This is a genomic window from Gemmatimonadales bacterium, from assembly GCA_030697825.1.
Taxonomy (GTDB): Bacteria; Gemmatimonadota; Gemmatimonadetes; order Gemmatimonadales; family JACORV01; genus JACORV01.
The window spans coordinates 21,919-44,726 of sequence record JAUYOW010000102.1 but is presented as its reverse complement, the minus strand read 5'-3'; the positions used below and the strand labels follow the sequence as shown (position 1 = coordinate 44,726).

The 22,808-nt window shown below is 70.9% G+C and carries 25 protein-coding genes; 14 read left to right on the top strand and 11 right to left on the bottom strand.

Features of this window, described 5'->3' with window-relative positions; translation table 11 throughout:
* From purQ to Q8Q85_05435, 8 genes are read right to left on the bottom strand one after another with little or no spacing between them, the layout of a single operon-like run.
* Nucleotides 1-666 carry a phosphoribosylformylglycinamidine synthase subunit PurQ gene (gene purQ / locus Q8Q85_05470; GenBank protein MDP3773700.1) on the bottom strand — a complete coding sequence of 222 codons (666 nt, stop codon included), beginning with the start codon at nt 664-666 and terminating at the stop codon, nt 1-3.
* Nucleotides 663-920 carry a phosphoribosylformylglycinamidine synthase subunit PurS gene (purS, locus tag Q8Q85_05465; GenBank protein ID MDP3773699.1) on the bottom strand — a complete coding sequence of 86 codons (258 nt, stop codon included), beginning with the start codon at nt 918-920 and terminating at the stop codon, nt 663-665. The genes purQ and purS overlap by 4 nt, the downstream gene beginning before the upstream one ends.
* A complete protein-coding gene (gene pssA / locus Q8Q85_05460) occupies nt 920-1,783 on the bottom strand; it encodes a CDP-diacylglycerol--serine O-phosphatidyltransferase (protein MDP3773698.1) in 864 nt (287 codons plus the stop codon). The genes purS and pssA overlap by 1 nt, the downstream gene beginning before the upstream one ends.
* Nucleotides 1,780-2,430 (bottom strand): phosphatidylserine decarboxylase family protein, encoded by a 651-nt coding sequence (locus Q8Q85_05455; GenBank protein ID MDP3773697.1) that lies wholly within the window; start codon nt 2,428-2,430, stop codon nt 1,780-1,782. The genes pssA and Q8Q85_05455 overlap by 4 nt, the downstream gene beginning before the upstream one ends.
* Nucleotides 2,427-3,344, bottom strand: coding sequence for a phosphoribosylaminoimidazolesuccinocarboxamide synthase (locus Q8Q85_05450; protein MDP3773696.1), 918 nt, complete (start codon nt 3,342-3,344; stop codon nt 2,427-2,429). The genes Q8Q85_05455 and Q8Q85_05450 overlap by 4 nt, the downstream gene beginning before the upstream one ends.
* Entirely contained in the window at nt 3,341-4,774 is a 1,434-nt protein-coding gene (purB, locus tag Q8Q85_05445) for an adenylosuccinate lyase (GenBank protein ID MDP3773695.1), read from the bottom strand. Before purB ends, Q8Q85_05450 begins: the two co-directional genes overlap by 4 nt.
* On the bottom strand, nt 4,771-6,132 hold the full coding sequence (locus Q8Q85_05440) for a trypsin-like peptidase domain-containing protein (protein ID MDP3773694.1): 1,362 nt from the start codon (nt 6,130-6,132) through the stop codon (nt 4,771-4,773). The genes purB and Q8Q85_05440 overlap by 4 nt, the downstream gene beginning before the upstream one ends.
* The gene (locus Q8Q85_05435) at nt 6,132-6,905 is read right to left on the bottom strand and encodes a tRNA pseudouridine synthase A (protein MDP3773693.1); all 774 of its coding nucleotides are present in this window, start codon (nt 6,903-6,905) and stop codon (nt 6,132-6,134) included. Before Q8Q85_05435 ends, Q8Q85_05440 begins: the two co-directional genes overlap by 1 nt.
* Before the next feature lie 115 nt (nt 6,906-7,020).
* Between Q8Q85_05435 and trpD the strand changes: the two genes are divergently transcribed.
* On the top strand, nt 7,021-8,052 hold the full coding sequence (gene trpD, locus Q8Q85_05430; GenBank protein ID MDP3773692.1) for an anthranilate phosphoribosyltransferase: 1,032 nt from the start codon (nt 7,021-7,023) through the stop codon (nt 8,050-8,052).
* Here the strand turns inward: trpD and lexA are convergent.
* Nucleotides 8,049-8,657 (bottom strand): transcriptional repressor LexA, encoded by a 609-nt coding sequence (gene lexA / locus Q8Q85_05425; protein MDP3773691.1) that lies wholly within the window; start codon nt 8,655-8,657, stop codon nt 8,049-8,051. The two genes, trpD and lexA, sit on opposite strands and share 4 nt — an antisense overlap.
* Before the next feature lie 68 nt (nt 8,658-8,725).
* On the opposite strand from lexA, the gene Q8Q85_05420 reads away from it, so the two are divergent.
* Genes Q8Q85_05420 through Q8Q85_05360 form a run of 13 tightly spaced genes read left to right on the top strand, consistent with a single transcriptional unit; the run spans nt 8,726 to nt 20,882 of the window.
* Entirely contained in the window at nt 8,726-9,547 is an 822-nt protein-coding gene (locus tag Q8Q85_05420; GenBank protein MDP3773690.1) for an indole-3-glycerol phosphate synthase TrpC, read from the top strand.
* Nucleotides 9,544-10,716 carry a tryptophan synthase subunit beta gene (gene trpB, locus Q8Q85_05415; GenBank protein ID MDP3773689.1) on the top strand — a complete coding sequence of 391 codons (1,173 nt, stop codon included), beginning with the start codon at nt 9,544-9,546 and terminating at the stop codon, nt 10,714-10,716. Before Q8Q85_05420 ends, trpB begins: the two co-directional genes overlap by 4 nt.
* Nucleotides 10,713-12,473, top strand: a complete 1,761-nt coding sequence (locus Q8Q85_05410; GenBank protein ID MDP3773688.1) for a HEAT repeat domain-containing protein — start codon at nt 10,713-10,715, stop codon at nt 12,471-12,473. The genes trpB and Q8Q85_05410 overlap by 4 nt, the downstream gene beginning before the upstream one ends.
* 1 nt (nt 12,474) lies before the next feature.
* A complete protein-coding gene (locus Q8Q85_05405) occupies nt 12,475-13,944 on the top strand; it encodes an HD-GYP domain-containing protein (GenBank protein MDP3773687.1) in 1,470 nt (489 codons plus the stop codon).
* Nucleotides 13,937-14,746: a tryptophan synthase subunit alpha gene (gene trpA, locus Q8Q85_05400; GenBank protein MDP3773686.1), complete on the top strand. Its 810-nt coding sequence runs from the start codon at nt 13,937-13,939 to the stop codon at nt 14,744-14,746. Before Q8Q85_05405 ends, trpA begins: the two co-directional genes overlap by 8 nt.
* A complete protein-coding gene (locus tag Q8Q85_05395) occupies nt 14,743-16,830 on the top strand; it encodes a methyl-accepting chemotaxis protein (protein ID MDP3773685.1) in 2,088 nt (695 codons plus the stop codon). The genes trpA and Q8Q85_05395 overlap by 4 nt, the downstream gene beginning before the upstream one ends.
* A complete protein-coding gene (locus Q8Q85_05390) occupies nt 16,827-17,369 on the top strand; it encodes an HD domain-containing protein (GenBank protein MDP3773684.1) in 543 nt (180 codons plus the stop codon). Before Q8Q85_05395 ends, Q8Q85_05390 begins: the two co-directional genes overlap by 4 nt.
* Nucleotides 17,370-17,417: 48 nt before the next feature.
* Nucleotides 17,418-17,789 carry a dihydroneopterin aldolase gene (locus Q8Q85_05385; protein ID MDP3773683.1) on the top strand — a complete coding sequence of 124 codons (372 nt, stop codon included), beginning with the start codon at nt 17,418-17,420 and terminating at the stop codon, nt 17,787-17,789.
* A complete protein-coding gene (gene folK, locus Q8Q85_05380; protein ID MDP3773682.1) occupies nt 17,776-18,201 on the top strand; it encodes a 2-amino-4-hydroxy-6-hydroxymethyldihydropteridine diphosphokinase in 426 nt (141 codons plus the stop codon). Before Q8Q85_05385 ends, folK begins: the two co-directional genes overlap by 14 nt.
* A complete protein-coding gene (gene panB / locus Q8Q85_05375; protein ID MDP3773681.1) occupies nt 18,179-19,000 on the top strand; it encodes a 3-methyl-2-oxobutanoate hydroxymethyltransferase in 822 nt (273 codons plus the stop codon). Before folK ends, panB begins: the two co-directional genes overlap by 23 nt.
* A 12-nt stretch (nt 19,001-19,012) precedes the next feature.
* Nucleotides 19,013-19,915 carry a pantoate--beta-alanine ligase gene (gene panC / locus Q8Q85_05370; GenBank protein MDP3773680.1) on the top strand — a complete coding sequence of 301 codons (903 nt, stop codon included), beginning with the start codon at nt 19,013-19,015 and terminating at the stop codon, nt 19,913-19,915.
* Nucleotides 19,912-20,478 (top strand): hypothetical protein, encoded by a 567-nt coding sequence (locus Q8Q85_05365; GenBank protein ID MDP3773679.1) that lies wholly within the window; start codon nt 19,912-19,914, stop codon nt 20,476-20,478. Before panC ends, Q8Q85_05365 begins: the two co-directional genes overlap by 4 nt.
* The gene (locus Q8Q85_05360) at nt 20,436-20,882 is read left to right on the top strand and encodes a LytR C-terminal domain-containing protein (protein MDP3773678.1); all 447 of its coding nucleotides are present in this window, start codon (nt 20,436-20,438) and stop codon (nt 20,880-20,882) included. Before Q8Q85_05365 ends, Q8Q85_05360 begins: the two co-directional genes overlap by 43 nt.
* Here the strand turns inward: Q8Q85_05360 and rlmN are convergent.
* Nucleotides 20,772-21,884 carry a 23S rRNA (adenine(2503)-C(2))-methyltransferase RlmN gene (rlmN, locus tag Q8Q85_05355; protein ID MDP3773677.1) on the bottom strand — a complete coding sequence of 371 codons (1,113 nt, stop codon included), beginning with the start codon at nt 21,882-21,884 and terminating at the stop codon, nt 20,772-20,774. The genes Q8Q85_05360 and rlmN overlap by 111 nt on opposite strands.
* Nucleotides 21,881-22,795, bottom strand: a complete 915-nt coding sequence (locus Q8Q85_05350; GenBank protein ID MDP3773676.1) for a hypothetical protein — start codon at nt 22,793-22,795, stop codon at nt 21,881-21,883. The genes rlmN and Q8Q85_05350 overlap by 4 nt, the downstream gene beginning before the upstream one ends.
* Nucleotides 22,796-22,808 lie beyond the last annotated feature (13 nt).

The following is a 22,808-nucleotide window of genomic DNA, read 5'->3' as shown; positions in this document are numbered from 1 at the left end:
TCAGACGTGTGCGGGTACCGCGGCCAACGCGAACATGGCCGCCCCGTCGTTGGAGCCCACGAGCGCGTCGGCGGCGCTCTCGGGATGCGGCATCAGGCCGACGACGTTCCGGCCCTCGTTCGTGATCCCCGCGATGTCCCGCATGGCCCCGTTGGGGTTGCCGTTCACGTAGCGGAAGACGACGCGATCCTCGCGCTCCAGCCGGTCGAGCGCAACTTCGTCGGCGACGTAGCGGCCGTCGCCGTGCGCGATCGGGAAGCGCAGCTCCCGGCCGACGGCGTAGCCGGAGGTGAACGGCGTGGCGTCGTTCTCGACGCGCACCGTCACCATCTTCGCCACGAACGCGAGTCGTTCGTTGCGCACCAGCGCGCCGGGGAGGAGGTGCGCCTCGCACAGGATCTGGAAGCCGTTGCAGATGCCCAGCACCGGACGGCCCGCCTTCGCGTGCTCGGCGACCGCCCGCATCACCGGCGAGAACCGCGCGATGGCTCCGGGGCGAAGGTAGTCGCCGTAGGAGAACCCGCCGGGCAGGATCACCACGTCGGCGCCCTCGAGATCGGTCGAGCCGTGCCACACCAGCGTACACTGGTGGCCAGCGGCCAGGGCGGTATGGTGCGCGTCGAGATCGCGGTTGGAGCCGGGGAACCGCACCACGGCGACCTTCACGCCAGCGCCTCAACGGCGTCGATCGTGTAGTCCTCGGTTACTGGGTTGGCGACGAGCCGCTCGCACATCTCGCGCAGGCGCTCGCGCACCTGGTGCTCGGAATCGGCGTCGAGCGCGATCTCGAGCGTCCGGCCCACGCGCACTTGCGACACGGTCGCGAACCCGAGCGCGCCGAGCGCCTGCTCCACGGCGTGCCCCTGGGGATCCAGCAGGCCCGACCTCGGCATGACGCGCACCCGGCCGCGGAACCGCATCAGTGGCCCCCGCCGGGGCGGCGGCGCTTGCCCAGGCGGAAGGGGAGCAGCGACTTGGGCGTTACGTCGTCCTCCACCGGCCGGGCGCCGTTCTCCTCGTCGTCCGCGAGCGGGTCACGCTCCGGCAGCCGGTCGAGGAAGCCGACGCCGGCGGCCCGCACGAGTCCGTAGCCGATGAACGCGATCCCGAACGGGAAGAAGAAGTAGGCCGGGAAGTAAAGGGCCGCGACGATCACCAACAGCACCCACCCGATGCCGAGGAGGCCGCGCCAGGTGCGGAAGTTCATCTTCGGCACGGCCGGGTAGGGTACGTGGCTCATCATCAGCAGCGACACCATGACGACCAGCAGGGCGATGGCGGTGTTCCAGGGCCAGAGCCCGGCCAGGTATTGGTGGAAGAAGTCCGTCCGCGAGAAGGGATAGTACGTGGCGAGCGTCATGCCCGCGGCCGGCGAAGGGAGCCCGAAGAACTGCGACTTGGCGTGGCCCGCCTGCTCGACGTTGAAGCGCGCCAGGCGCAGGACCGCGGCGAGGATGTAGAGGAAGCAGAGCAGCCACGACCAGTCGCCGCCCTTGAAGGTGTGGAAATAGAGGAGCAACGCCGGCGCGACGCCGAAACTGATCGCGTCCACGAGGGAGTCCAGCTCGGCGCCGAAGGCGGTGCCGGTGCGGCTCATCCGCGCGATACGCCCGTCGAGCATGTCCATGCAGCCGGCCACCACGATGAACCAGGCGGCGTGCGTGAAGTTCCCCCGCGACGCCTCGATCACCGACCAGATGCCGAAGAAGAGGTTCCCGGAGGTGAACGCGCCGGGGAGGATGACGATGGCCCGGCGCATCGCCTGGCGGCGCGGCGCCGTCATGCCCCGCGCTCCGCGATGATCGTCCGGCCGGCGTGGACCTTGTCGCCGAGAGACACCTTCACGGACGCCGACGTCTCCAGGAAGACGTCCACCCGCGAGCCGAAGCGGATCATACCCATCCGTTCCCCCTGGACCGCCTGGTCGCCGGGGCCGCCATCGGTGACTATGCGGCGCGCGATGAGTCCCGCGATCTGCCTCACCAGAACCTGACCCTTCGACGAGGCGATGCCGACCGACGCTTGTTCGTTCACCAGCGAGGCCTTGTCGTCGCTCGCCACCAGGAACTCGCCGGGGTTGTAGTGCACGACTTCGATCTCGCCCGACACGGGGTACCGGTTCACGTGGACGTCAAAGACGTTCATGAAGATGGAGACCCGCGTGGCCTTGCGGTGAAGATACATCGGCTCCTCCACCTGGGCGATACCGCGGATGCGGCCGTCGGCGGGGGAGATGACGATGTGGTCGCCGCGCGGCCCGTCCCGGACCGGGTCGCGGAAGAAGATGAACAGCCAGACGGTGAGCAGCAGGCCGATCACCGGAAGAATGACCATCCAGCCGGGCCAGGCGTACCAGATCGCGAGCAGCGCGGCGTCCAGCGCGAAGCCCGTCTTGATGAAGGGCCAGCCTTCCGGCACGATGCGGATCACGACGCCTCCAGTGGCCGGCCCGTGAGGCGGCGGTAGATGTCCCGATAACGGTCGCTGGTGGAGCGCACCACCTCGTCGGGCAGCGCCGGCGGCGGTGCTTCTCCGTTCCAGCTGCCCGCCTTGCGCACGGCGTCCAGATGATCGCGGACCGGCTGCTTGTCGAAGCTCGGTTGCGCTCCGCCCCGGGCGTACCGGTCCGCGGGCCAGAAGCGCGAGGAGTCCGGCGTCAGCACCTCGTCGATCAGCAGCAGCCGTCCGCGGCCGTCGAGCCCGAACTCGAACTTGGTGTCCGCGATGATGATCCCGCGATGGGCGGCGTACGCCTGAGCTTCGAGGTAGAGGGAGAGCGAGCGGTCACGGAGCTGCGTTGCGAGGTCCGCGCCGAGCGCCTCGCTCATGCGCGCGAACGTCACGTTCTCGTCGTGGCCGACGTCGGCCTTGGTGGCCGGCGAGAAGACGGGCGGGTCGAACCGGTCCGATTCCCCGAGCCCCAGGGGCAGGCGCTCGCCCGCGAGCGTCCCCAGCTCGCGGTACTCCTTCCAGGCGGAACCGGAGAGATAGCCGCGCACCACGCACTCGAACGCGGCCGGCTCGGTGCGCGACACCAGCATCGCCCGGCCGGCGATCGCGTCGCGGTGGCCGGCGAGGTCCGGGCAGGCGGCGACGATCTCGTCGACGTCCGCGCTCAGGCAGTGGTGCGGCGTGGCCGCCGCCAGATGGGAGAACCAGAACGCGCTTATCTGGGTGAGAACCGCGCCCTTGTGGGGCACCGCCTCGTTCATCACCACGTCGAAGGCGCTGATCCGGTCGCTGGCGACCAGCAGCAGGCGGTCGTCGTCGATCCGGTAGACTTCACGAACCTTGCCGCGACGGACCAGGGGCAGGGGGAGTTCGCTCCGCATGACGCCGGTCATACCCGCACCTCGGCAGGCGGCGCTCCGGGGAGTCGCGCCAGCAACGGGTCCACGACATCGCGGAGGAACTCGTCCACCTGCTCGGGCGCGCGCCCCACGAAGTGGGTGGGATCGAGATCGCGCGCCACTTCGGCGATCGGCGCGGCGCGGAAGGACGGGTCGGCCGCGAGCCGCGAGAGAAGGTCGTTGGGCGCACCGTCCTCCGCGACCGCGCGCGCGACCTCCATGCTGTGGCGCCGGATCACCTCGTGCAGCGCCTGCCGGTCGCCACCCGCCTTCACGCCGAGCATCAGGCACCGCTCCGTCGCCATGAAGGGCAGCTCCGTCATCACGTGCCGCCGCACGACGGCATCGCGCACTTCCAGCCCCGACGCCACGCTCGCCAGGAGCACGAGGATGGCGTCCGTCGCGAGGAACGCCTCGGGCAGCACCAGCCTCCGGTTGGCGCTGTCGTCGAGCGTCCGCTCGAACCACTGCTGCGCCGCGGTCTCCTCCGCGTTGGCCGGGAGGTGCATCACGAACCGGGCCAGCGACGTGATTCGCTCGGCCTGCATCGGGTTGCGCTTGTACGCCATCGCGGATGAGCCGATCTGCTCGGCGCCGAACGGCTCCAGGATCTCGCCGAGGTGCTGGAGCAGCCTCAGGTCCGCCGCCAGCTTGGCCGCCGACTGCGCCACGCCGGCGAGGGTGGACAGCAGCTGCGCGTCGGTCTTGCGCGGGTAGGTCTGGCCGCTCACCGGCACCACCCGTTCGAAGCCGAGCTTCTCCGCCACCAGCGCGTCGAGCCGGCGGACCTTGGCATGATCGCCGTTCAGGAGGTCGAGGAAGGAGGCCTGCGTCCCCGTGGTGCCCTTGCAGCCGAGGAAGCTCAGGGTGCGCAACCGGTGCGCTACCTCATCGAGGTCCCAGACGAAGGCCTGCATCCAGAGCGCGGCGCGCTTGCCGACGGTGGTGAGCTGGGCGGGCTGGAGGTGCGTGTACGCCAGCGTGGGCATGGCGCGGTAGCGCGCGGCGAAAGCGCGCAGGGCTTCGAGCGCCGCGCCGAGCCTGGCTTCGACGAGTCGGAGCGCTTCGCGCATGATGAGCAGGTCGGCGTTGTCGGTGACGTACGCGGACGTGGCGCCGAGGTGGATGAAGGGCCGCGCGGCGGGCGCGGCGTCACCGAAGGCGTGCACGTGCGCCATGACATCGTGGCGGAACCGCGCCTCGTACTCCTCGGCGCGGGCGAAGTCGATCTCCTCGGCGCGCTGCCGCATCTCCGCGATCGCCGCGTCGGGGATCGCGATGCCGACCTCGCGTTCGGCCTCCGCCAGCGCGATCCACAGCCGCCGCCACAACCCGATCCGGGTGCGCGGACTGAACAGCCGCTGCATCGCCGCCGAGGCATATCGGGTGCCGAGCGGCGAGGAGTAGCGCTCGAAGTCGGTCACCTGCCACCCCAGAAGTCGGCGTAGGCGATCTGGCCCTGCCGCTCGAAGAAGAGCCGGAGCGCGCCGCGGCCCCGGTAGTACGCGATCAGCTGGTTGAACTGCTCCGCCGAGGTGACCGCGACGTTGTTCACTTGCAGGATGACGTCGCCCGGCTGGAGCCCCAGCGTGCGCTGCGATTCGGGGCCCGCGGAGACCACGAGCGCGCCCTGCTGCCGCGTGAGGCGGCGCTCCGCCTGGATGGCGGGCGTGACCGTCACCAGCGAGAGGTCGGAGAAGGTGACACGGGTCGCGCTTTCCGACGGCACCTCGACGGCCGCGATCGAAATGTCCTGCGACTCCTCGCCGCGTCGCAGCGTGACGCGCAGCGTATCGCCGATGCCGAGATCGAGGAGCGCCTTCTCCCAGTTCAGGAAGTTGCGGATGAGCTGGCCGTTGACGCGATCCACGATGTCGCCCGGCTTGAGGCCCGCGCGCTCGCCGGGGCCGCCGGTGGCGACTCGCCGGACGGGAACGCCGGGCTGGCGCCGCCAGCTTCCGGAGCGCTGCGGCGGCTCGGCGATCTCGACGCCGATCCACCCGCGCCGCACGCGCCCCTGCGCGCGAAGGTCGCGCGCCACCCGCATCGCGCGCTCGATGGGGATCGCGAAGCCGAGACCCACATTGCCGCCGGACTGGGTGAGGATGAACGCGTTCACGCCCACGACTTCGCCCGCCGAGTTCACCAGCGGACCGCCCGAGTTGCCGGGGTTGATGGAGGCGTCGGTCTGGATCATATCCACGTAGAGCCCGCTGCGGTCGCCGGAGGGCAGGATGTCGCGGCCGGTGCCGCTCACCACGCCCGCCGTGACCGAGGGCTCGGTATTGCCAAGGAGGTAGCCGTACGGATTGCCGATGGCGACGACCCAGTCACCGGTCTGGAGGGTGGCGGTGCGGCCGATAGGCGCGACCGGCAGGCCCGTGGTGTCGATCTTCACCACCGCGATGTCGGTGCGGGCGTCCTCGCCGAGCAGCCGGGCGGGGAAGTCGCGTCCGTCCCGCAGCGTGACGACGATCTGCTCGGCTCCCGTCACCACGTGCTGGTTGGTGACGATCATCCCGTCGCTCGTCACCAGGAACCCGGTGCCGAGGCCCTCGACCAGCTGCTCGTATCCGCGGGGAAGCGCGAACGCCTCGAACGTCGTGCGGGGCAGGGTGCGCTCGCGGCGCACCACGTTCACGCTGACGACGGCGGGCGCGACCCGCGCGGCCGCCGCGCCGATGACGGAGCGGCGTTCGCCGCCGATGGGGTCGGGGCGCTGCGCGTGGGCGGGCGTGACCGCGGTGAAGGCGGCCAGTGCCGCAACGATGCCGTTCCTCATCACGCGTCCGCGTAAAGGTGAGCGGGGTAGCGCACGCCGACCAGGAAGAGTCCCTGGGGCGGGGCGGGCGGCGATGCCCTACGGTTGTCCGTGCCGTTCAGGAGCTCGCCCAGGTCGGACAGCGGGCGCCGCCCGCGTGCCACGTCCACCATCACACCGACCAGGAACCGGACCATCCGGTGGAGGAAGCGGTCGGCCGTGACCCAGAACTCGTAGCCGTGTGCGTCATCGCGGCGTTGCCACATGGCCTCCATCACCCGGCACTGGTAGTGCGGGCGCTCAGGTCCAACGGTGGAGAGCGCCTGGAAGCCGTGCACCCCGCGGATCTCCGCGGCGGCGCGCGCGAGCAGCTCATCGTCGAGGGGTGCGCCGAGTGCCCATTCGTAGCGCCGCCGGAACGGCGAGCGGGCGCCGGGATCGAGGCCGATGCGATAACAGTAGGTGCGCTCGGCCGCGTCGCGTCTCGGGTTGAAGCCCGCCTTCATGCGGCTGGCCGACGCGACCCACACGTCGGGAGGAAGCAGCGCGTTCAGGGCCCGTACGAGCTCTGCCGGCGTCCATCGCTCGGGGACGGTCGCAGCCGCAGCCTGTCCCACCGCATGCACCCCGGTGTCGGTGCGGCCGGCGCCGATCACCGCGGCTCGACGTCCCACCAAACGCTCCAGGGCAGACTCGAGGTCCGCCTGCACGGTGCGCGCGGCCTTCTGCCTCTGCCACCCTGCGAACGCGCCCCCGTCGTAATGCAGCACGAGTAGCGTCGGGCGAGCCGCCATGGGCGCGAAACCTAGTGGTCGCCGGGGGGGTGGTCAAGCGACGCAAGTGCTTGCGGCATTTGACAAAGCGTGATCGCCGCGACTACTGTTCGCCCGCCCCGTCCTACATCGCCGGATGCCCCTGACCGACCCGGTTTCACGCGCCATCCTGGCGCTCGCCGACCGCCACGACCTCCCGTCCGACCTGGCGGAGGACGCCTTCGCGCAGGTCATGGCCGGCGAGGCCACGCCGGTGCAGACGGCGGCGCTGCTCATGGGGCTGCGAGCGAAGGGCGAAACGGCGGACGAGGTGGTGGGAGCGGCCGTCGCGCTCCGTGCCGAGATGGTGCGCGTCACGCCCGCCTCCCTCGAAGGGCTGATAGACACGTGCGGCACCGGCGGCGGTTGCCTCGGAACGTTCAACATCTCGACCGCCGCTACGCTCGTCGCCGCTGGCGCGGGCGCCAGGGTCGCGAAGCACGGCAACCGCTCATTCACCTCGCGCTCGGGGAGTGCGGACGTACTCGAGGCCCTCGGCGTGCCGATCCCTCAGGACGCGCCTTCGGCGACGTCGATGCTCGAACGGTGCGGCATGACGTTCCTCTTCGCGCCGCTCTTCCACCCCGCCATGCGGCACGTCGGTCCGGTGCGCCGCGAGCTGGGCCTGACTACGATCATGAACCTGCTCGGCCCGCTCGCGAACCCGGCCGGCGTGCGCCGCCAGCTCGTGGGCGTGCCCGAAGTGTCGCGGGCGCCGCTCATGGCTGCCGCGCTAGCGCGCCTTGATTGCGAACGCGCGTTCGTGGTACACGCGCGCGCCGGGATGGACGAGATCTCGCCCGTAGGACCGACCGACGTCTGGGAGGTCGACCGCGGTGGCGTGCGGACGTGGGTCCTGGAGCCCGACGCCTTCGGACTTCCGTCGGGGGATCTCGCCGAGCTGGCAGGCGGCTCCCCCGAGGACAACGCGCGAATCGTGGAGCGGGTCGTGAGCGGGGAGGACGCCGGGAGCGTGCGGTTCGCGGCGGTCGTGATCAACGCGGCCGCAGCGCTGGTGGCGGCGGGTGTGTTGACTCGTTTCGAGGACGGCGTGGCGGCGGCGAGGGAGTCGGTGGCGTCGGGCCGCGCCGCGGGGGTGTTGGAGGAGTTGAAGAAGGAAAGGCGTTAGTACTTCCTCAACACCCCGACCACCACACCCTGAACCACCACATCGTCCTCACGGACGAAGATCGGGTCGAGCGCGGCGTTGGCGGGCTGGAGCCGGATGCGGCCGTCCTTCTCTCGGTAGAACTTCTTCACGGTGGCGTGGGTACCGGAGACCAGGGCGACGACGGTCTCGCCATTGCGGGCGGAGGTACGGTTGTGCACCACGACGTAGTCTCCGTGGCGGATCTGCTCGTCGATCATGGAGTCACCGCGGACCCGTAGCACGAAGCTCTGGCCCGTCGCCGGCAGCATGTCCTCGGGCAGCGTGATCGTCTCGTGTTCCTCGATGGCCTCGATCGGCTCTCCGGCGGCGACGGCGCCGAGCAGGGGCACCTCCGCCACTCCCGGCTGCCGGGCGCGGCTCAGGACCTCGATGGCCCGGCTCTCGTTGAACGAACGCCGGATCACGCCCTTGCGCTCGAGGTTGGAGAGGTGTTCGTGGACCGTGGCGAGGGAGCCGTACTTCATGGCCGCCGCGATCTCCTCGAAGCTGGGGGCGTACCCGTGCTCGTCGATGTATTGCGTGAGGTAGTCGAGGATCTCGCGCTGTCGTCTGGTGAGCGGCACGCTTTGCTCCGTGGTGGTCGGGGCTGGTCTAGCGAAGCCCGAAGATACTCCGAAACAACGGTAGCCGAATGAAAGCCGAACCGCAAGCATCCGGGGTACTCGAGGGCATCCTGGCCGAAACCGCCCGGCTGGTGGCGGCCAGGCGGTCGGAGCAGCCTGGCTGGGAGCGTCGCGCGGCGGGGGCGCGTCCCGCCCCGGACTTCGGAGCGGCGCTTCGCTCGGGAACGGCGGTCACGGTGATCGCGGAGGTGAAGCGGCGTTCTCCTTCCATGGGACCCATCCGTGAGGATGCGGACGCCGCGGCGCTGGCCGCGGCCTATGTGGAAGCGGGCGCCGCCGCCGTTTCGGTGCTGACCGAGCCATCGCACTTCGGTGGCGCTCTGGACGACCTGGCTCGGGTGGCGTCGGCGGTGGCGGTGCCCACGCTTCGGAAGGACTTCATCATCGATCCGCTCCAGATCTACGAGGCGCGAGCGGTCGGCGCGTCCGCGATCCTGTTGATCGTGCGCGTGCTGCCGGCGGAGCGGCTGGCGGAGCTCACCCGGCTGGCCCGGGACATCGGGCTCGCTACGCTGGTGGAGGTCCACGACGCCGGCGAGCTGGCGGCGGCGCTCGCCGTTAGCCCGACGGCGATCGGGGTGAACGCGCGCGACCTCGACACCTTGGCCATGCGGCCGGAGCAGGCGGCGGCGCTCCTTCCCAAGGTGCCCCGCGGCGTGATCGCCGTGGCGGAGAGCGGGCTTTCATCGCGCGGGGACGTGTCGCGCGTCGCCGGCCTCGGCGCAGACGCCGTGCTCGTGGGGACCGCGGTGGCGGGCGCCGCTGACCCGGCGGCGGCGCTGCGCGCGCTGACCGAAGTGCCCCGGGTGGAACGGCGGGGCACGGCGTGACGGGCCGCTTCGGGCCGTACGGCGGCCGCTACGTGCCGGAGACTCTGGTGCCGGCACTCGAGGACCTGGCGCAGGCGTACGACCTGGTGTCCGCGGACCGGGCCTTCTGGGACGAGTACGAGCGGCTGCTGGCCGAGTACGTCGGGAGGCCGACTCCGCTATCCGAGGCGCCGCGCCTCGGCGAGGAGGTGGGCGGCAGGGTCTACCTGAAGCGCGAGGACCTGAATCACACCGGCGCCCACAAGATCAACAACACGATCGGGCAGGTGCTGCTGGCACTGCGACTCGGGAAGCGGCGGATCATCGCGGAAACGGGGGCCGGACAGCACGGGGTGGCCACGGCCACGGTGGGCGCGCGTTTCGGGCTCACCTGCGTCGTGTACATGGGCGAGGAGGACATGGCCCGCCAGGCGCTCAACGTCTTCCGGATGCGGCTCCTGGGCGCCGAAGTGGTGGGGGTGGGGTCAGGGACGCGCACGCTGAAGGACGCGACGAACGAGGCGATGCGGGACTGGGTCACCAACGTCGACTCCACGCACTATATTATCGGCTCGGTGGTAGGGCCCGACCCGTATCCCAGGATGGTACGCGACTTCCAGGCGGTGATAGGCCGGGAGACCCGCGCCCAATGCCTGGCGTCGTGCGGCCGTCTGCCGGACGCCGTGGTAGCTTGCGTCGGGGGCGGGTCGAACGCGATCGGCATCTTCAGCGCCTTCATCGGAGACGCGGCGGTGGAGCTGGTGGGAGTGGAAGCGGCGGGTGAGGGACTCGACGGCGGACGGCACGCCGCCTCGCTGCTGCGCGGCCTCCCGGGCGTACTGCACGGGAGCTACAGCTATCTTCTGCAGGACGCCGACGGCCAGGTAGCGCCGGCGCACTCGATCTCGGCCGGCCTGGACTATCCGGGCGTCGGCCCTGAGCACGCCGCGCTCAAGGACTCGGGACGGGCGCGGTACGTGGCGGTGACCGACGGGCAGGCGCTCGACGCGTTCCACCGCCTGGCACGGCTGGAGGGCGTGATACCGGCGCTCGAGAGCGCGCACGCCGTGGCATGGGTCATTGCCCAGGCGGACGGCTGGGCCCGCGGCAAGCTGGTCGTGATCAATCTGAGCGGCCGGGGCGACAAGGACGTCGCTACTGTGGCGTCGCTCGAGGGGACGGCGGTGTGACGGACGGCGCAAGCATGGACCTGGCGCTTCCACCAGCCCAAGTCGAGGAGCTTCTCCAGGCCCTCGCGAAGGCGCTCCGCGCCCATCAGTTCTACCTGCCTAACAACCCCATCTACCAGCGGGCGACCGAGAACCTGCGCGCGGCCTTCCAGCCGATCTGGGAGGCGACGGACGATCTCGTGTTCGACGTCTCCGAGAGCGACTTCCGCTGGGAGGGGAACGTCGTCTACAGCAACAGCAACCGGAGCGAGAGCATCGCGTGGGTGTTCTTCAAGGACGGGGTGCGCTCGGTCACCCTGCTGGCGGGCGTAGAGCAGAACGAGATCGTGGGCCTCCTCGACGTGGTGCACAAGGCGCGCAACCTCCAGTCCGAGGACAGCGACGACCTGCTGACGCTGCTCTGGGAGAAGGACTTCCAGCGGATACGGTACGTCTTCCAGGACCTCACGTCCGACGTGGGAGGGATGTCGCTGCCGGGGTCGGGCGAGGTGCGGGTGCCCGCGACCATGCCGGGAGGCGTCGCCGGGGCGGTGGCCGACGAGGTGGGCGAGACCGCCAGCCGGGGCGGCGCCGCGACGGAGCAGGAGTCGGCGCCGGCCCGCTCGGGCATCGTCAAGACCGAGGACTTCGACACCACGCTCTATTTCCTGGATGAGAAGGAGATCGGGTACATCCGCGATGCGGTGCAGGGCGAGTACGCGCAGGACCTGCGCCGCAACGTGCTGGCGATGCTCTTCGACGTACTCGAGCTGCAGCCCTATCCGACGGTCCGCGCCGAGCTGATCTCGATCCTGGAGAGCTTCCTGCCGTACCTCCTGGGGGCCGCGGACTTCAGCTCGGTGGCTTACGTGCTTCGCGAGGCAAAGGCGGTCCTGACGCGGGCGCGCGAGGTGCTCCCCGAGCACCGCAAGGCGCTCGAGGACCTGCCGGGCCGGCTCTCGCAGGAGCAGAGCCTGGCGCAGCTCCTCCAATCGCTGGATGAGGCGTCGGTTCACCCGGCGGCGGAGGAGCTGGGAGATCTGTTCAGCGAGCTCCGCGGCGAAGCGCTGCCCACGCTGTTCGCCTGGCTGCCGAAGCTGAGCAACGCGCGGATCCGCGACATCGTCGAGGCGGCGGCGGGCCGGCTCGCCGCGGCGAACCCGCCGGTCGTGGTGGGCGCGATGCAGTCGGCGGACGCTAACGTCGTGGCCGAGGCGGTGAAGCTCTCGGGGAAGCTCAAGCTTCAGCAGGCGGTGGGGGCGCTGGGCCAGGCGCTGGGGCACGTGGAGCCGGCGATCCGCGTCGCTACGGTGCAGGCGCTGTCCGAGATCGCGTCGCCGGCGGCGATCCAGGCCCTCGAGCGCGGGCTCGAGGACACGGACCGCGAGGTCCGGCTGGCGTCGATCCGCATCATCGGCGCCCGCCAGTCACGCTCGGCGCTGCCCCGCATCGCGGAGGTCGTGCAGGGGAAGTCGATGCGCGAGCGGGACCTCACCGAGAAGATGGCCTTTTTCGAGGCCTACGGCTCGCTGGTGGGGGAGTCGGGGGTGGCGTCGCTGAACGGGATCCTGAACAGCGGCGGTTTCCTCAAGCGCAAGGAGGACCCGCAGACGCGGGCCTGCGCGGCGATGGCGTTGGGGAAGATCGGCACCCCGTCCGCGCGCGCCTCGCTAGAGAAGGCGTCGTCCGACAAGGAGGCGCTGGTGCGCAACGCGGTGAACCGCGCCCTGCGTGGTGAGCGCGCCACCCAGAGCCTGTTCGCGCCGCCGGGGGTGTGAGGTGAGCGAACAGGAACGCCGGCCCTCGGTCGTAGATTCCATCCAGACCAGCGACGCGTTCATCAGGGCCGCGGGCCGCGAGTTCCTGGTGATGCTCTACACGGCGATGCGCTCCCTCAAGCTCTACCCGTTCGAGAACATGCAGGTACAGAAGTCGCTAGACGACCTCTCGGCGACGGTGCAGGGCATCCTCGACCTGGAGGAGGAGATCGAGCTGCGGGTCACGGGCGAGTTCATCTTCGTCAACCAGACCCGGCTGCGGCTCGACCTCGACAACTACGCTTCCTTCTCCCACGTGCTGAGCATCCTGCGCAACGTCGGCGTCGGGATGGTGCGCGCCGAGCAGGGCGCCGACCGCCGGGAGTGGACGACCTTCCTCTCGTTGATGCTGAGCACGGCCTCCCGCGAAGCCAGCACCAACAAGTACTTCGAGCTGTCCACCAAAATGCGGGACGGCGGCGTGGCGCACATCGGCGTCGAGCCGCCGATGGAGTCGGACCAGAGCGAGGACGACGAGGAGCGCCAGAATGAGCAGTCGAAGCGCACCTACCAGCGCTCGGTGGCCGTCACCAAGGAAGTCATCAACTCGGTCCGCATGGGCCGCACGGCGAGCGTCAAGAAGGTCAAGCGCGCCGTGCAGGCGATCGTGGACCAGGTGCTCTCCAACGAGAGCTCGCTGATCGGTCTCACGACGCTGCGCGACTACGACGACTACACGTTCACGCACTCCGTGAACGTGTGCATCTTCTCGGTCTCCCTGGGCCGGAAGATCGGCCTCAGCAAGCTCCAGCTCTACGACCTCGGCATGGCCGCGCTCTTCCACGACGTCGGCAAGTCGCGGGTCCCGCTCGAGGTGCTGAACAAGGACGGGAGCCTGACCGAGGAGGAGTGGCGGATCATGCAGGCGCACCCGTGGCTGGGCGTGCTCACCCTGTTCGGGCTGCGCGGCTACGGGGAGATCCCGTACCGGAGCATGATCGGCGCGTACGAGCACCACATGAAGGTGGACCTCACCGGCTACCCGAAGTCCATCCGGAAGCGGGATCTGTCGATCTTCTCGCGCATGATCGCGGTGGCCGACGCTTTCGACGCCGCGACTTCGCGCCGCTCCTACCAGACGACGCCAATCCAGCCCGACGCGGTGCTGAAGGAGATGTGGGAGAACCCCAAGCGCGGCTTCGATCCGGTGCTGGTGAAGGCGTTCATCAACCTCATCGGCATCTATCCGGTGGGGACGATGGTCATCCTCGACACCTACGAGCTGGCCATAGTGGCCGCGGCCAACGACAACCTGGAGATGGTGCACCGCCCGATGGTCCGGATCGTCTCCGACCCGGGGGGGACGATCAGCTTCCCCGGCTACGTCGCGGACCTCGTGGAGCAGGACGCCTCGGGCACGTTCCTCCGCTCCATCATCAAGGTCACCAGCCCCGACAAGTACGGGGTGCGGGTCGCCGACTATTTTGCCTGAAGGTCAACTCGCCGACTGCTGGGCGGGGCTCCGTGCCGCCGGCCGCGCGGCGCTCATCCCCTACATCACCGCGGGCCACCCCGGCTGGGACGCGACGCGCGAGTTCCTGGCCGGTGCGCCCGGCTTCGGCGCCGACATCGTCGAGCTGGGCGTGCCGTGGAGCGACCCGGTCGCGGACGGGCCGGTGATCCAGGCGAGCACCCACGCCGCGCTCGCCGCAGGAGTCACTCTGCGCGGGGTGCTCGACCTGCTGCGTGAGGCACGGCCTTCCGTGCCCGTGGTCCTCTTCACCTATCTGAACCCGGTGCTCGCCATGGGTCCCGTCCGGTTCGCGGCCGCCGCGCGCGAGGCGGGAGCGGCAGGCGTCCTGGTGGTGGACCTGCCGGTCGGAGCGGACCCCGCGACCGAGAACGCGCTCGCCGCCGGCAGCCTGCCGCTGGTCCGCTTGGTGGCGCCGACGACTCCCCCGGCGCGCCTCGCCAGGATCGCGGCGGCGAGCCGGGGATTCGTGTACCTAGTCGCGCGGCTTGGCGTGACCGGGGCGAGCCGGGCGGTCGCATCCGACATCGGCGTGAGGGTGGCCGCGGTGCGCGCGGCGACCGCGCTTCCGGTGGCGGTGGGGTTCGGGATCTCCGCTCCCTCGCAGGCCGCCGAGGTCGCGGCGCTGGCCGATGGTGTCGTGGTGGGGAGTGCCGTCGTGGATCGGATGAGCGCGGGTGGGGTGATGGCGGCCGGCGCATGGCTCCAGGAGCTGCGGCACGCGATGGACGTGGCGCGGCCGGCCCAGGCGGCTCGAGCGTGACCTGGCTGCGTGTCGGCACCATCGTCACCGTCTACCCCGTGGCCCTCGCGGTGGCGGGCGGGCTGGTTCTAGGCGGCGGCCTCGCGATGGATCCGCGCGCGCTGGCTGCCGGGCCCACGGTGCTGTCGCTCGTCGCGGTGGCGACGGTGCTGAGGCGCTATGCCGTACCGCTCTCCAAGTACTCGTACCTTTCCCTTACCGGCTTCGTCGGCCTCACCGGGAGCCTGCTTTTCGGCGCCGTGCCGACGCTCCTCGCGATGGCCGTGGCCTGTCTGGCCGGCGACTGGGGCTGGCTCCGCAAGCCGTGGCGCGCGGCGGCGATCAACGCCGGGCGCGAGGTGCTGACGCTCGCCGCCGCCTTCGGCGTCTACGCCGGAATGCTGAATAGCGGCGGGCTCGAGGGCCACGGCCTCGGGCTCGACCTGGTTCCCGCGCTGCTGTTCTTCGTGATCTCGTACTTCGTCATCGGGCGCGCGCTGTTCTACTTCACGCTGCTGTTGCGCGGCAAGCTTCTGGAGGACGATCAGTCGCTCATCCTGAGGTACGAGGTCATCGCGTACTTCGTCTCCGCGCTGTCGACCGCGACCGCGCTCATCGCGGTGGCGACGCTCGAGCCGCGCAGTTGGCCGTTCATCGGCGCTATGCTGTTGTTCGCGGGGTGGATGGTGAAGCGTCTCCTCGAGGAGTCGATCGGCGCCGAGGAGCGGATCAAGGTGCTCGCGGTGGACATGGCCGTCACCGCGGACCTCTCGCTCGAGGACTCGCTCGACCGCATCGCTCGGTTGGCCAACCGGCTGGTGGACTGGACCGACTTCCGGATCTACCGGGAGGAGCAAGGCCGGACCCGCCGCATCTATCGCAGCGCGCATGGGGCTCCTGGCCGCGGCGAACCGGGCGAAGACCTGGAGGCCATCCGCGCCGGCGTGGTCGCCTCGGGGGAGGTCGCGGTGGTGAGCGACGCCAGGCTGGACCCCCGCATCGCGGAGCAGAGGCCCACGGCGCAGAGCATCCTGCTGATGCCGCTGCGGTTCGGTGACCTCACGGTGGGCACGCTGGAGATCGAGCACACCAAGCGGAACATGTACGGCCCGAAGGCCATCACGTTGGTCGCGACGCTCGCCACCCAGGTTTCCTCCGCCATCCACATCGCCGACCTGCGCGAGCCGCTGGTGCAGACCGTCGAGCGGATCGGCACGGAGGTGAAGGCGGTAGCGGCTGCCGTCGAGAGGCTGCGGCGGGCGTCGGCGCGCAGCCAGGAGCACGCGGCGACGATCAAGCGTGCGGCGGCCCAGCAGGAGCTGGAGGTGCAGGCCAACCTCGGCGCTACCGAGTCGCTGACCACGGCGGCCCGCCGCGTCGCGTCCGACGGGAGGGACGCCGCGGAGCGCAGCGTGGAAGCGAGCAACACGGCGACCGAGAGCCGGGACACGATCGGCGGAGCGGTTCAGCGACTGGTTGACCTCAAGGCGTTCGTGGCTGACTCGTCGCAGAAGGTGCTCTCGCTCCAGAAGGTGACGCGCAGCATCAACGACTTCATCGGCGTGATCCGCGACATCGCCGACCAGACCAACCTGCTCGCGCTCAACGCCGCCATCGAGGCGGCGCGCGCCGGCGCGCACGGGCGGGGGTTCGCCGTGGTGGCGGACGAAGTGCGGCGGCTCGCCGACCAGAGCAGTCGTGCGGCAGGCGAAGTCAGCCAGCTGGTGGCGGCGATCCAGAAGCAGATGACGCGGGTGGTGGACCAGATGCGGCGCGGCGAGCAGGCGGTGGGCGGTGTGGAGGAGGTCTCCAGCAGGTCGCTTGCCGCGCTGGAGGCGATCGTGAGCTCCACGGCGGACGCGACCGGCCACGCCCGCAGCATCGCCGGTACCGCCGCGGAGCAGGACGCGGCGCTGGCGCTGCTGGCCGAGCGCATCCGCTCCTCGGCGGAGATATCGCGAAAGAACCGCCACGAGGCGGAGGACATGGCCTCGCAGGCGGAGGGCCAGGCGCGCGAGTTTGCCGAGCTGGAGCGGAGCACCCGCGAGCTGGAGGCGGTGGCTACGCATCTGGGCGACGTGGCGCGACGGTTCGCCAACGCATGAGCGACGCCGCGCGCCTGCTCGGCGCGCTCCACTTCTCGGCCGAAAGGCACCGCGACCAGCGGCGCAAGGGCGCGAGCCAGGCGCCGTACATCAACCACCCCATCGAGGTGGCGCACGTCCTGGCGAGCATCGGCGGCGTCACGGACCTCGACACGCTGCTCGCCGCCATCCTGCACGACACCATCGAAGACACGGGTACGACCGGGGCGGAGCTGGAAGCGCGGTTCGGGCGCGAGGTCCGGGCGCTGGTGGAGGAAGTGACGGACGACAAGCGGCTGCCCAGGGAAGAGCGGAAGCGACTCCAGGTGCAGCAGGCGGCGCACCAGTCCGCCAAGGCCAGGCTGATCAAGCTCGCCGACAGGATCTGCAACGTGCAGGACGTGACGCACGCGCCGCCGTCGGACTGGTCGCGCGAGCGCCGGGTGGCCTACCTCGACTGGACGGCGGAGGTCGTCGCGGGGTGCCGGGGAGCGAACGTGGCGCTCGAGCGGCACCACGACGAGGTTCTCGCGGCCGGTCGGAAGGTGCTGGGCGCGTAGTCCCGCCGAATTGCGCCCCCGCGTTCACCCGCATACCCTTCCATCATTATGAATTCCGACTCCATCACGCTACGCGGCATGCGCTTCCACACCCTGGTGGGCCTCCTTCCGCACGAGGAGAAGTTCCCCCAGCCGCTGGAGCTCGACGTCACCGTCTACCTGTCGCTGCGCCAAGTCGGTGAGGCGGACTCGCCGCGGATGCTCCTCGACTACCGGACCCTGCACAAGCTCGTCGCGGATACCGTGGGCACCAGCCACCACCAGCTGCTCGAGGCCCTCTGCGAGCAGGTCGCCCACAAGGCGCTGGCGCTCGACGGCGTGTCCCGCGTGCGCGTGGCGGCGCGGAAGCCCCACGCCCCGGTCCCGGGGCCGGTGGATTACGTCGAGGTTGTGGTCGAGCGTTCGCGTGACGAAGTCTGAGCCGGTCGCCATCGCGCTCGGTTCGAACCTCGGCGATCGCGAGGCCGCGCTGGCCGGCGCGCGGGCGGCCATCGCGCGGCTGCCCGGCACGCGAATCATGCGCGCCTCCGCCGTCCTCGAGACCGAGCCGCTCGGTCCCGTGCCGCAGGCCGAGTTCCTGAACCAGATGCTGCTGGTCGAGACCACGCTGGAACCGCGAGCCCTCCTCGAAGCGCTCCTCTTGATCGAGCGGGCCGCCGGCCGGGTTCGCGGCGAGCGATGGGGCCCGCGCACCCTCGACTGCGACATCGTTCTATTCGGCGATCGCGTCGTGAACGAGTCCGGCCTCGTCATCCCCCATCCCGAGATCCCCAACCGCGCCTTCTGGCAGCGAGAACTGGCCGAACTGCATGTCGCCCACACGCTCGCCTAACAACTCCGCGGTCACCACCCGCGACTTCCTCGCCATGAAGCAGGCGAAGCAGAAGATCGTCGCCGTCACCGCGTACGACGCGCTGTTCGGCCGGCTGGTGGACGAGGCGGGAGTGGACTGCGCCCTGGTCGGCGATTCGCTCAACCAGGTGCTCTGCGGCGAGCCGTCCACCCTTTCCGCCACGGTGGACCAGATGATCTACCACGCGCGCGCGGTGCGCCGCGGCGTCAAGCGGGCGCTCCTGGTCGTTGACATGCCCTTCCTCAGCTACCAGGTGAACCGCGACGACGCGCTGCGGAACTGCGGGCGGGTCATGAAGGAGACCGGCGCGCAGGCGGTGAAGCTCGAGGGCGGCTCCGCCATCGCCGAGACGGTGCGCGGCCTGGTGGACATCGGCATCCCGGTCATGGGGCACGTCGGGCTCACGCCGCAGTCGGTGCACGCGCTGGGCGGGTACCGGGTGCAGGGGAAGGGCGAGGAGGCTGCCGGGCGCATGGCATCGGACGTGGCGGCGCTGGAGCAGGCCGGGTGCTTCAGCGTCGTGCTGGAGCTGGTCCCCGCGACCGTCGCCGCCGCGATCTCCGCGGAGCGCGCGCTCCCCACCATCGGCATAGGCGCGGGCGCGGGATGCGACGGCCAGGTCCTGGTGCTGCACGACCTCCTCGGCCTCAACGACACCTTCTCGCCCAAGTTCCTGAAGCGCTATGCCGCCCTGGCCGACGACGTGCGCGGGGCCGTCGGCCGCTTCGCCGACGAGGTGCGCCGCGGCGTCTACCCGGACGCCGACCACTCCTTCTAGCCGCCGGCACCAATGCGCGTCGTCATCACCCCGGAGGAAATGCGGGACGCCTCGGCCGCCGCCCTGCGGGCGGGCCGGCGGGTGGGCTTCGTCCCGACGATGGGCTACCTCCACGAGGGGCATCTCTCGCTGGTGCGCACGGCGCGCGCCAAGAGCGACCTCGTCGTGATGAGCATCTTCGTCAACCCGCTCCAGTTCGGGCCCAACGAAGACTTCACCAGATACCCACGCGACCTCGCGCGCGACCAGGCTCTGGCGGAACGGGCGGGAGTGGACCTTCTCTGGACGCCGCCGCCCGAAGCGGTGTACCCCGCGCCGCCGGTCGTCACCGTCCAGCCGGGGCCGGTCGGGACCATCCTCGAAGGCGCGGTGCGGCCCGGACACTTCGCCGGGGTGCTCACCGTCGTGTTAAAACTGGTTTCGATCGTGCAGCCTCAGGTGGCGGTGTTCGGACGGAAGGACGCGCAGCAGGCGGCGCTGGTCCGCTTCATGGCGCGGGACTTCGATCTCCCGGTGGAGATCGCGGTCGCGCCGCTGGTGCGGGACGCGGACGGCTTGGCGCTCAGCTCCCGCAACGTCTATCTCGACGCCGAGGCCCGCGCGAAAGCGCTGGCGCTCCCGCGCGCGCTCGCCGCGGGCGTCGCGGCCTTTCGCGCCGGCGATCGCAGGGCCGGCTCGGTGATCGCCGCGGCGTGGAAGGTGCTCGGCGCGGACGAGGACGTGACGACGGAGTACATCAACGTCATCGATGCGGACACCTTCCTGCCGAACCACGCGGCGACCGCGCGCTCGTACTTGGCCGCCGCCGTTCGGGTCAGGCGGACGCGGCTGATAGACAACGTCATCCTGGGCGAGGGGCTCGAGGGTGATGTCCGGCTGGAGGAGAAGCAGGACGGACGGACCGTCGGGCCGTGAGGGTACCGACTGAAGGGCTGCCGGAGTGGGCGGTGGTGAGCCCGGAGCGGGTGGCGCACATCGCGCGGGTGGAGGCGCTGGTCGCGCGGTGGGCGGAGGAGCGCGGCGTGGGCACGAGCGAGGCGGAGCGGTGGGGCCGGGCGGCGCGACTGCACGACGCGCTGCGCGATGCGCCGACGGAGGTCCTGGCGCGGTACGCGCCGCAGGGATCGTGGCCGGCCTCGCTCTGGCACGGGCCCGCGGCGGCCGCGGCGGCGGAGCGGGGAGGCGAGACCGACCGCGGAGTGCTCGACGCCGCGCGCTATCACTCGGTCGGTTACACCGCTTGGGACGAGGCGGGCCGGATGCTGTTCCTCGCCGATCACCTCGAGCCCGGCCGCCAACCCGAGCGCCCCGCGCTGGACGCGCTGGCGGCGCTGGTGCCGCGCGATCCGGGCGCGGCTCTGCGCGCGGTCGTGGCTCGGCGCATGACGTGGCTGCTGCACGAAGGCACGCCCATCAGGAAGGAAACGTGGGAACTATGGAACAGCCTGGTCGCGGGCGACTCCTCGTCGGCGCGATAGTCGCGCTCGGGCTCCTCGCGGGCACCACGGCCGCCCTCTTCCGCCTGTCGAAGCACGGGGCGTCGGTCGAGCGCGCCCGGGCCATCCCCGGTGAGGGCGAGGGGGAACGCGTGGTGGTCGAGGTGCTGAACACCACGCCCGCGGTGGGACTGGCTCGCGCGGCGACCCGGCGCCTGCGCGACGCGGGGCTCGACGTCGTCTACTTCGGGTCCGACACGGGCGCGGCGATCGACAGCACCCTGGTCCTGGTCCGCCGCGGCCCGATGTCGGCCGGAGAGCGGGCCGTCGGCGCGTTAGGCGCGGGTGCGGTGCGCGCCGCGCCTGACCCCGGCCGCCTGGTGGACATCACCGTCCGGCTGGGACGGGACTTCGCGGGCCTGGTCTCCGCCGCTCGCGATCCGTAGCTGGCCGCACGCCGCGTCGATGTCAAGCCCGCGGCTCCGGCGCAGCACCGCTTCCACGCCGCGCCGCCTGAGGGCGGACGCGAACCAGTACATCCGCCGCGTGGGCGAAGGCTTGAGCCCGGGCGCGCCGCCGGGATGGAGCGGCAGCAGGTTCACCAGCGCGCCGCTCTCCTTCGCGATGATCGCCAGCGCCGCCAGGTCCTCGTCGCGATCGTTCACGTCGCCGATCAGCACGTACTCGAAGGTGACTCGCCGCGTGAACCTCTTCGCCGCGGCCAGCACCTGGGCCAGCGGGTAGCGCTTCTCGATCGGCATGATGGAAAGGCGCGTCTCGCTGGTCGGCGCATGCAGCGAGATCGCGAGCCGGAACTGCTCCGGTCGCCTCGCCAGCTCCGCGAGCCCGGGCAGGATACCCACCGTTGACACCGTGATGTGCCGCGCCCCGATCCCGAAGCCCTCCGGGTCGTTGAGGATCGTGAGGGCGGGGCCCACCGCCTCCCAGTTGACCAGCGGCTCACCCATTCCCATGAACACGACATTGGTCGGCTTCACCGGCTCGGCCAGCAGCAGCATCTCCCGCACCTGCGCGGCGATCTCCCACGCCGCGAGGTTGCGGTTGAGGCCCATCGTCCCGGTGGCGCAGAAGGCGCACTTGAGCGGGCAGCCCGCCTGCGACGAGATGCAGAGGGTGCGGCGCGCCCCCTCGGGGATCAGCACCGCCTCGATAGCTTCGCCGTCGGGCAGCCGCCAGAGGAACTTCGCCGTGCCGTCGGTCGAGTCCTGCCGCACCGCCAGGGTGAGCCGGCCCAGCGGCCACTCGTTGTCCAGGTCTTGGCGGAGCGATGCGGGGAGATTGGATGCGTCCGCCCACCGGGCTACGGGCTGCTGCCACAAGCGAGGCAGGATCTGCTGTAGCCGGTACGCCGGCTCACCGCGCGCGGCGAGCCAGTCGCCGAGCGCTTTCGCGGCGTCGCGCGGCACGAGGTCGAGGATCGTGCTCATCGGAACGAGGCCGCGAGGCCGAAGCGATAGGTGGCCCCGAACCCGTTCACGCCGCCGTCACGCGCCACCACGATGCGGTAGCGCCCCGCGCCCACCGCGAGACCGAAGCGGGCGCGCCAGACGGATTCGCCGGCGGCCTCCTCGTATGCGGTGCCGGCATCGAGCTCGAGCGCGTCTCCGAGCGCGAGCCCGCCCGAGATGAGGTGCTGGGGTGATTCGCCGTGCAGGAGCGTCGCGCCGTAGCGCGCCACGAAGGCGGCCTCCGTCCCCCACATCGGGAAGCCGGGCGTCCGGTACTCGCCGCCGAGCGCGTAGCTCGAGGCTTTCTCCGCTCGGCGAAGCGTGGGGTCCCAGAACCTGGTAGTCACTCCGAGGCGGAAGCCGGGCATGATGGTGTATACGACGCCCACGTCCAGCCCGACCTGGGTGCGCGCGCGATCGGCGAGCCGGCCGCTTTGGAGGCGAAAGGCCGCGCCAGCGACCAGAGCGGGACTTACCTGGCGGGCGGCGCCGAGGGAGAGGACCTGCGCGTAGACTGGAAGGGAGCCGGTAAGCCCTTCGGGACTGGTCTCGGTCCGCACCAGGTCGCCGAGACCGATACGTCCGTAGACGGCATTGAGTGTGCCGAGCTCGCCGAGTCGCACGCCGACCGCGGCGATGCCGCCGTTGACGCCGATCTCCGACGGCGCGTGGATGGTCTCGATGCCGACCCGGACCCTCGCGGAGGATCCCGCCAGCACGACGGCCGGCGTCCAGAGCGGCGCGGCGCCTCCCGATGCGACGGCGTCGGGTTCGACGAGGGTGCCCGCTGCCACCCGCCAGAGGTCGGAAGCGATCGCGGCGACCTGGGCCGACGCCACCGCCGGCGCGGCGAGCGCGAGCACCACCGCCACCCGGGCACTGCTTACCATCGTCATCCGTCCG

Coding starts and splice junctions, on each gene's coding strand:
- purS (MDP3773699.1), bottom strand. CDS start 920: ATGCGGTTCCGCGGCCGGGTGCGCGTCATGCCGAGGTCGGGCCTGCTG.
- pssA (MDP3773698.1), bottom strand. CDS start 1,783: ATGACGGCGCCGCGCCGCCAGGCGATGCGCCGGGCCATCGTCATCCTC.
- Q8Q85_05450 (MDP3773696.1), bottom strand. CDS start 3,344: ATGACCGGCGTCATGCGGAGCGAACTCCCCCTGCCCCTGGTCCGTCGC.
- Q8Q85_05440 (MDP3773694.1), bottom strand. CDS start 6,132: ATGAGGAACGGCATCGTTGCGGCACTGGCCGCCTTCACCGCGGTCACG.
- Q8Q85_05435 (MDP3773693.1), bottom strand. CDS start 6,905: ATGGCGGCTCGCCCGACGCTACTCGTGCTGCATTACGACGGGGGCGCG.
- trpD (MDP3773692.1), top strand. CDS start 7,021: ATGCCCCTGACCGACCCGGTTTCACGCGCCATCCTGGCGCTCGCCGAC.
- Q8Q85_05420 (MDP3773690.1), top strand. CDS start 8,726: ATGAAAGCCGAACCGCAAGCATCCGGGGTACTCGAGGGCATCCTGGCC.
- Q8Q85_05390 (MDP3773684.1), top strand. CDS start 16,827: ATGAGCGACGCCGCGCGCCTGCTCGGCGCGCTCCACTTCTCGGCCGAA.
- Q8Q85_05385 (MDP3773683.1), top strand. CDS start 17,418: ATGAATTCCGACTCCATCACGCTACGCGGCATGCGCTTCCACACCCTG.
- panB (MDP3773681.1), top strand. CDS start 18,179: ATGTCGCCCACACGCTCGCCTAACAACTCCGCGGTCACCACCCGCGAC.
- panC (MDP3773680.1), top strand. CDS start 19,013: ATGCGCGTCGTCATCACCCCGGAGGAAATGCGGGACGCCTCGGCCGCC.
- Q8Q85_05360 (MDP3773678.1), top strand. CDS start 20,436: ATGGAACAGCCTGGTCGCGGGCGACTCCTCGTCGGCGCGATAGTCGCG.
- rlmN (MDP3773677.1), bottom strand. CDS start 21,884: ATGAGCACGATCCTCGACCTCGTGCCGCGCGACGCCGCGAAAGCGCTC.
- Q8Q85_05350 (MDP3773676.1), bottom strand. CDS start 22,795: ATGGTAAGCAGTGCCCGGGTGGCGGTGGTGCTCGCGCTCGCCGCGCCG.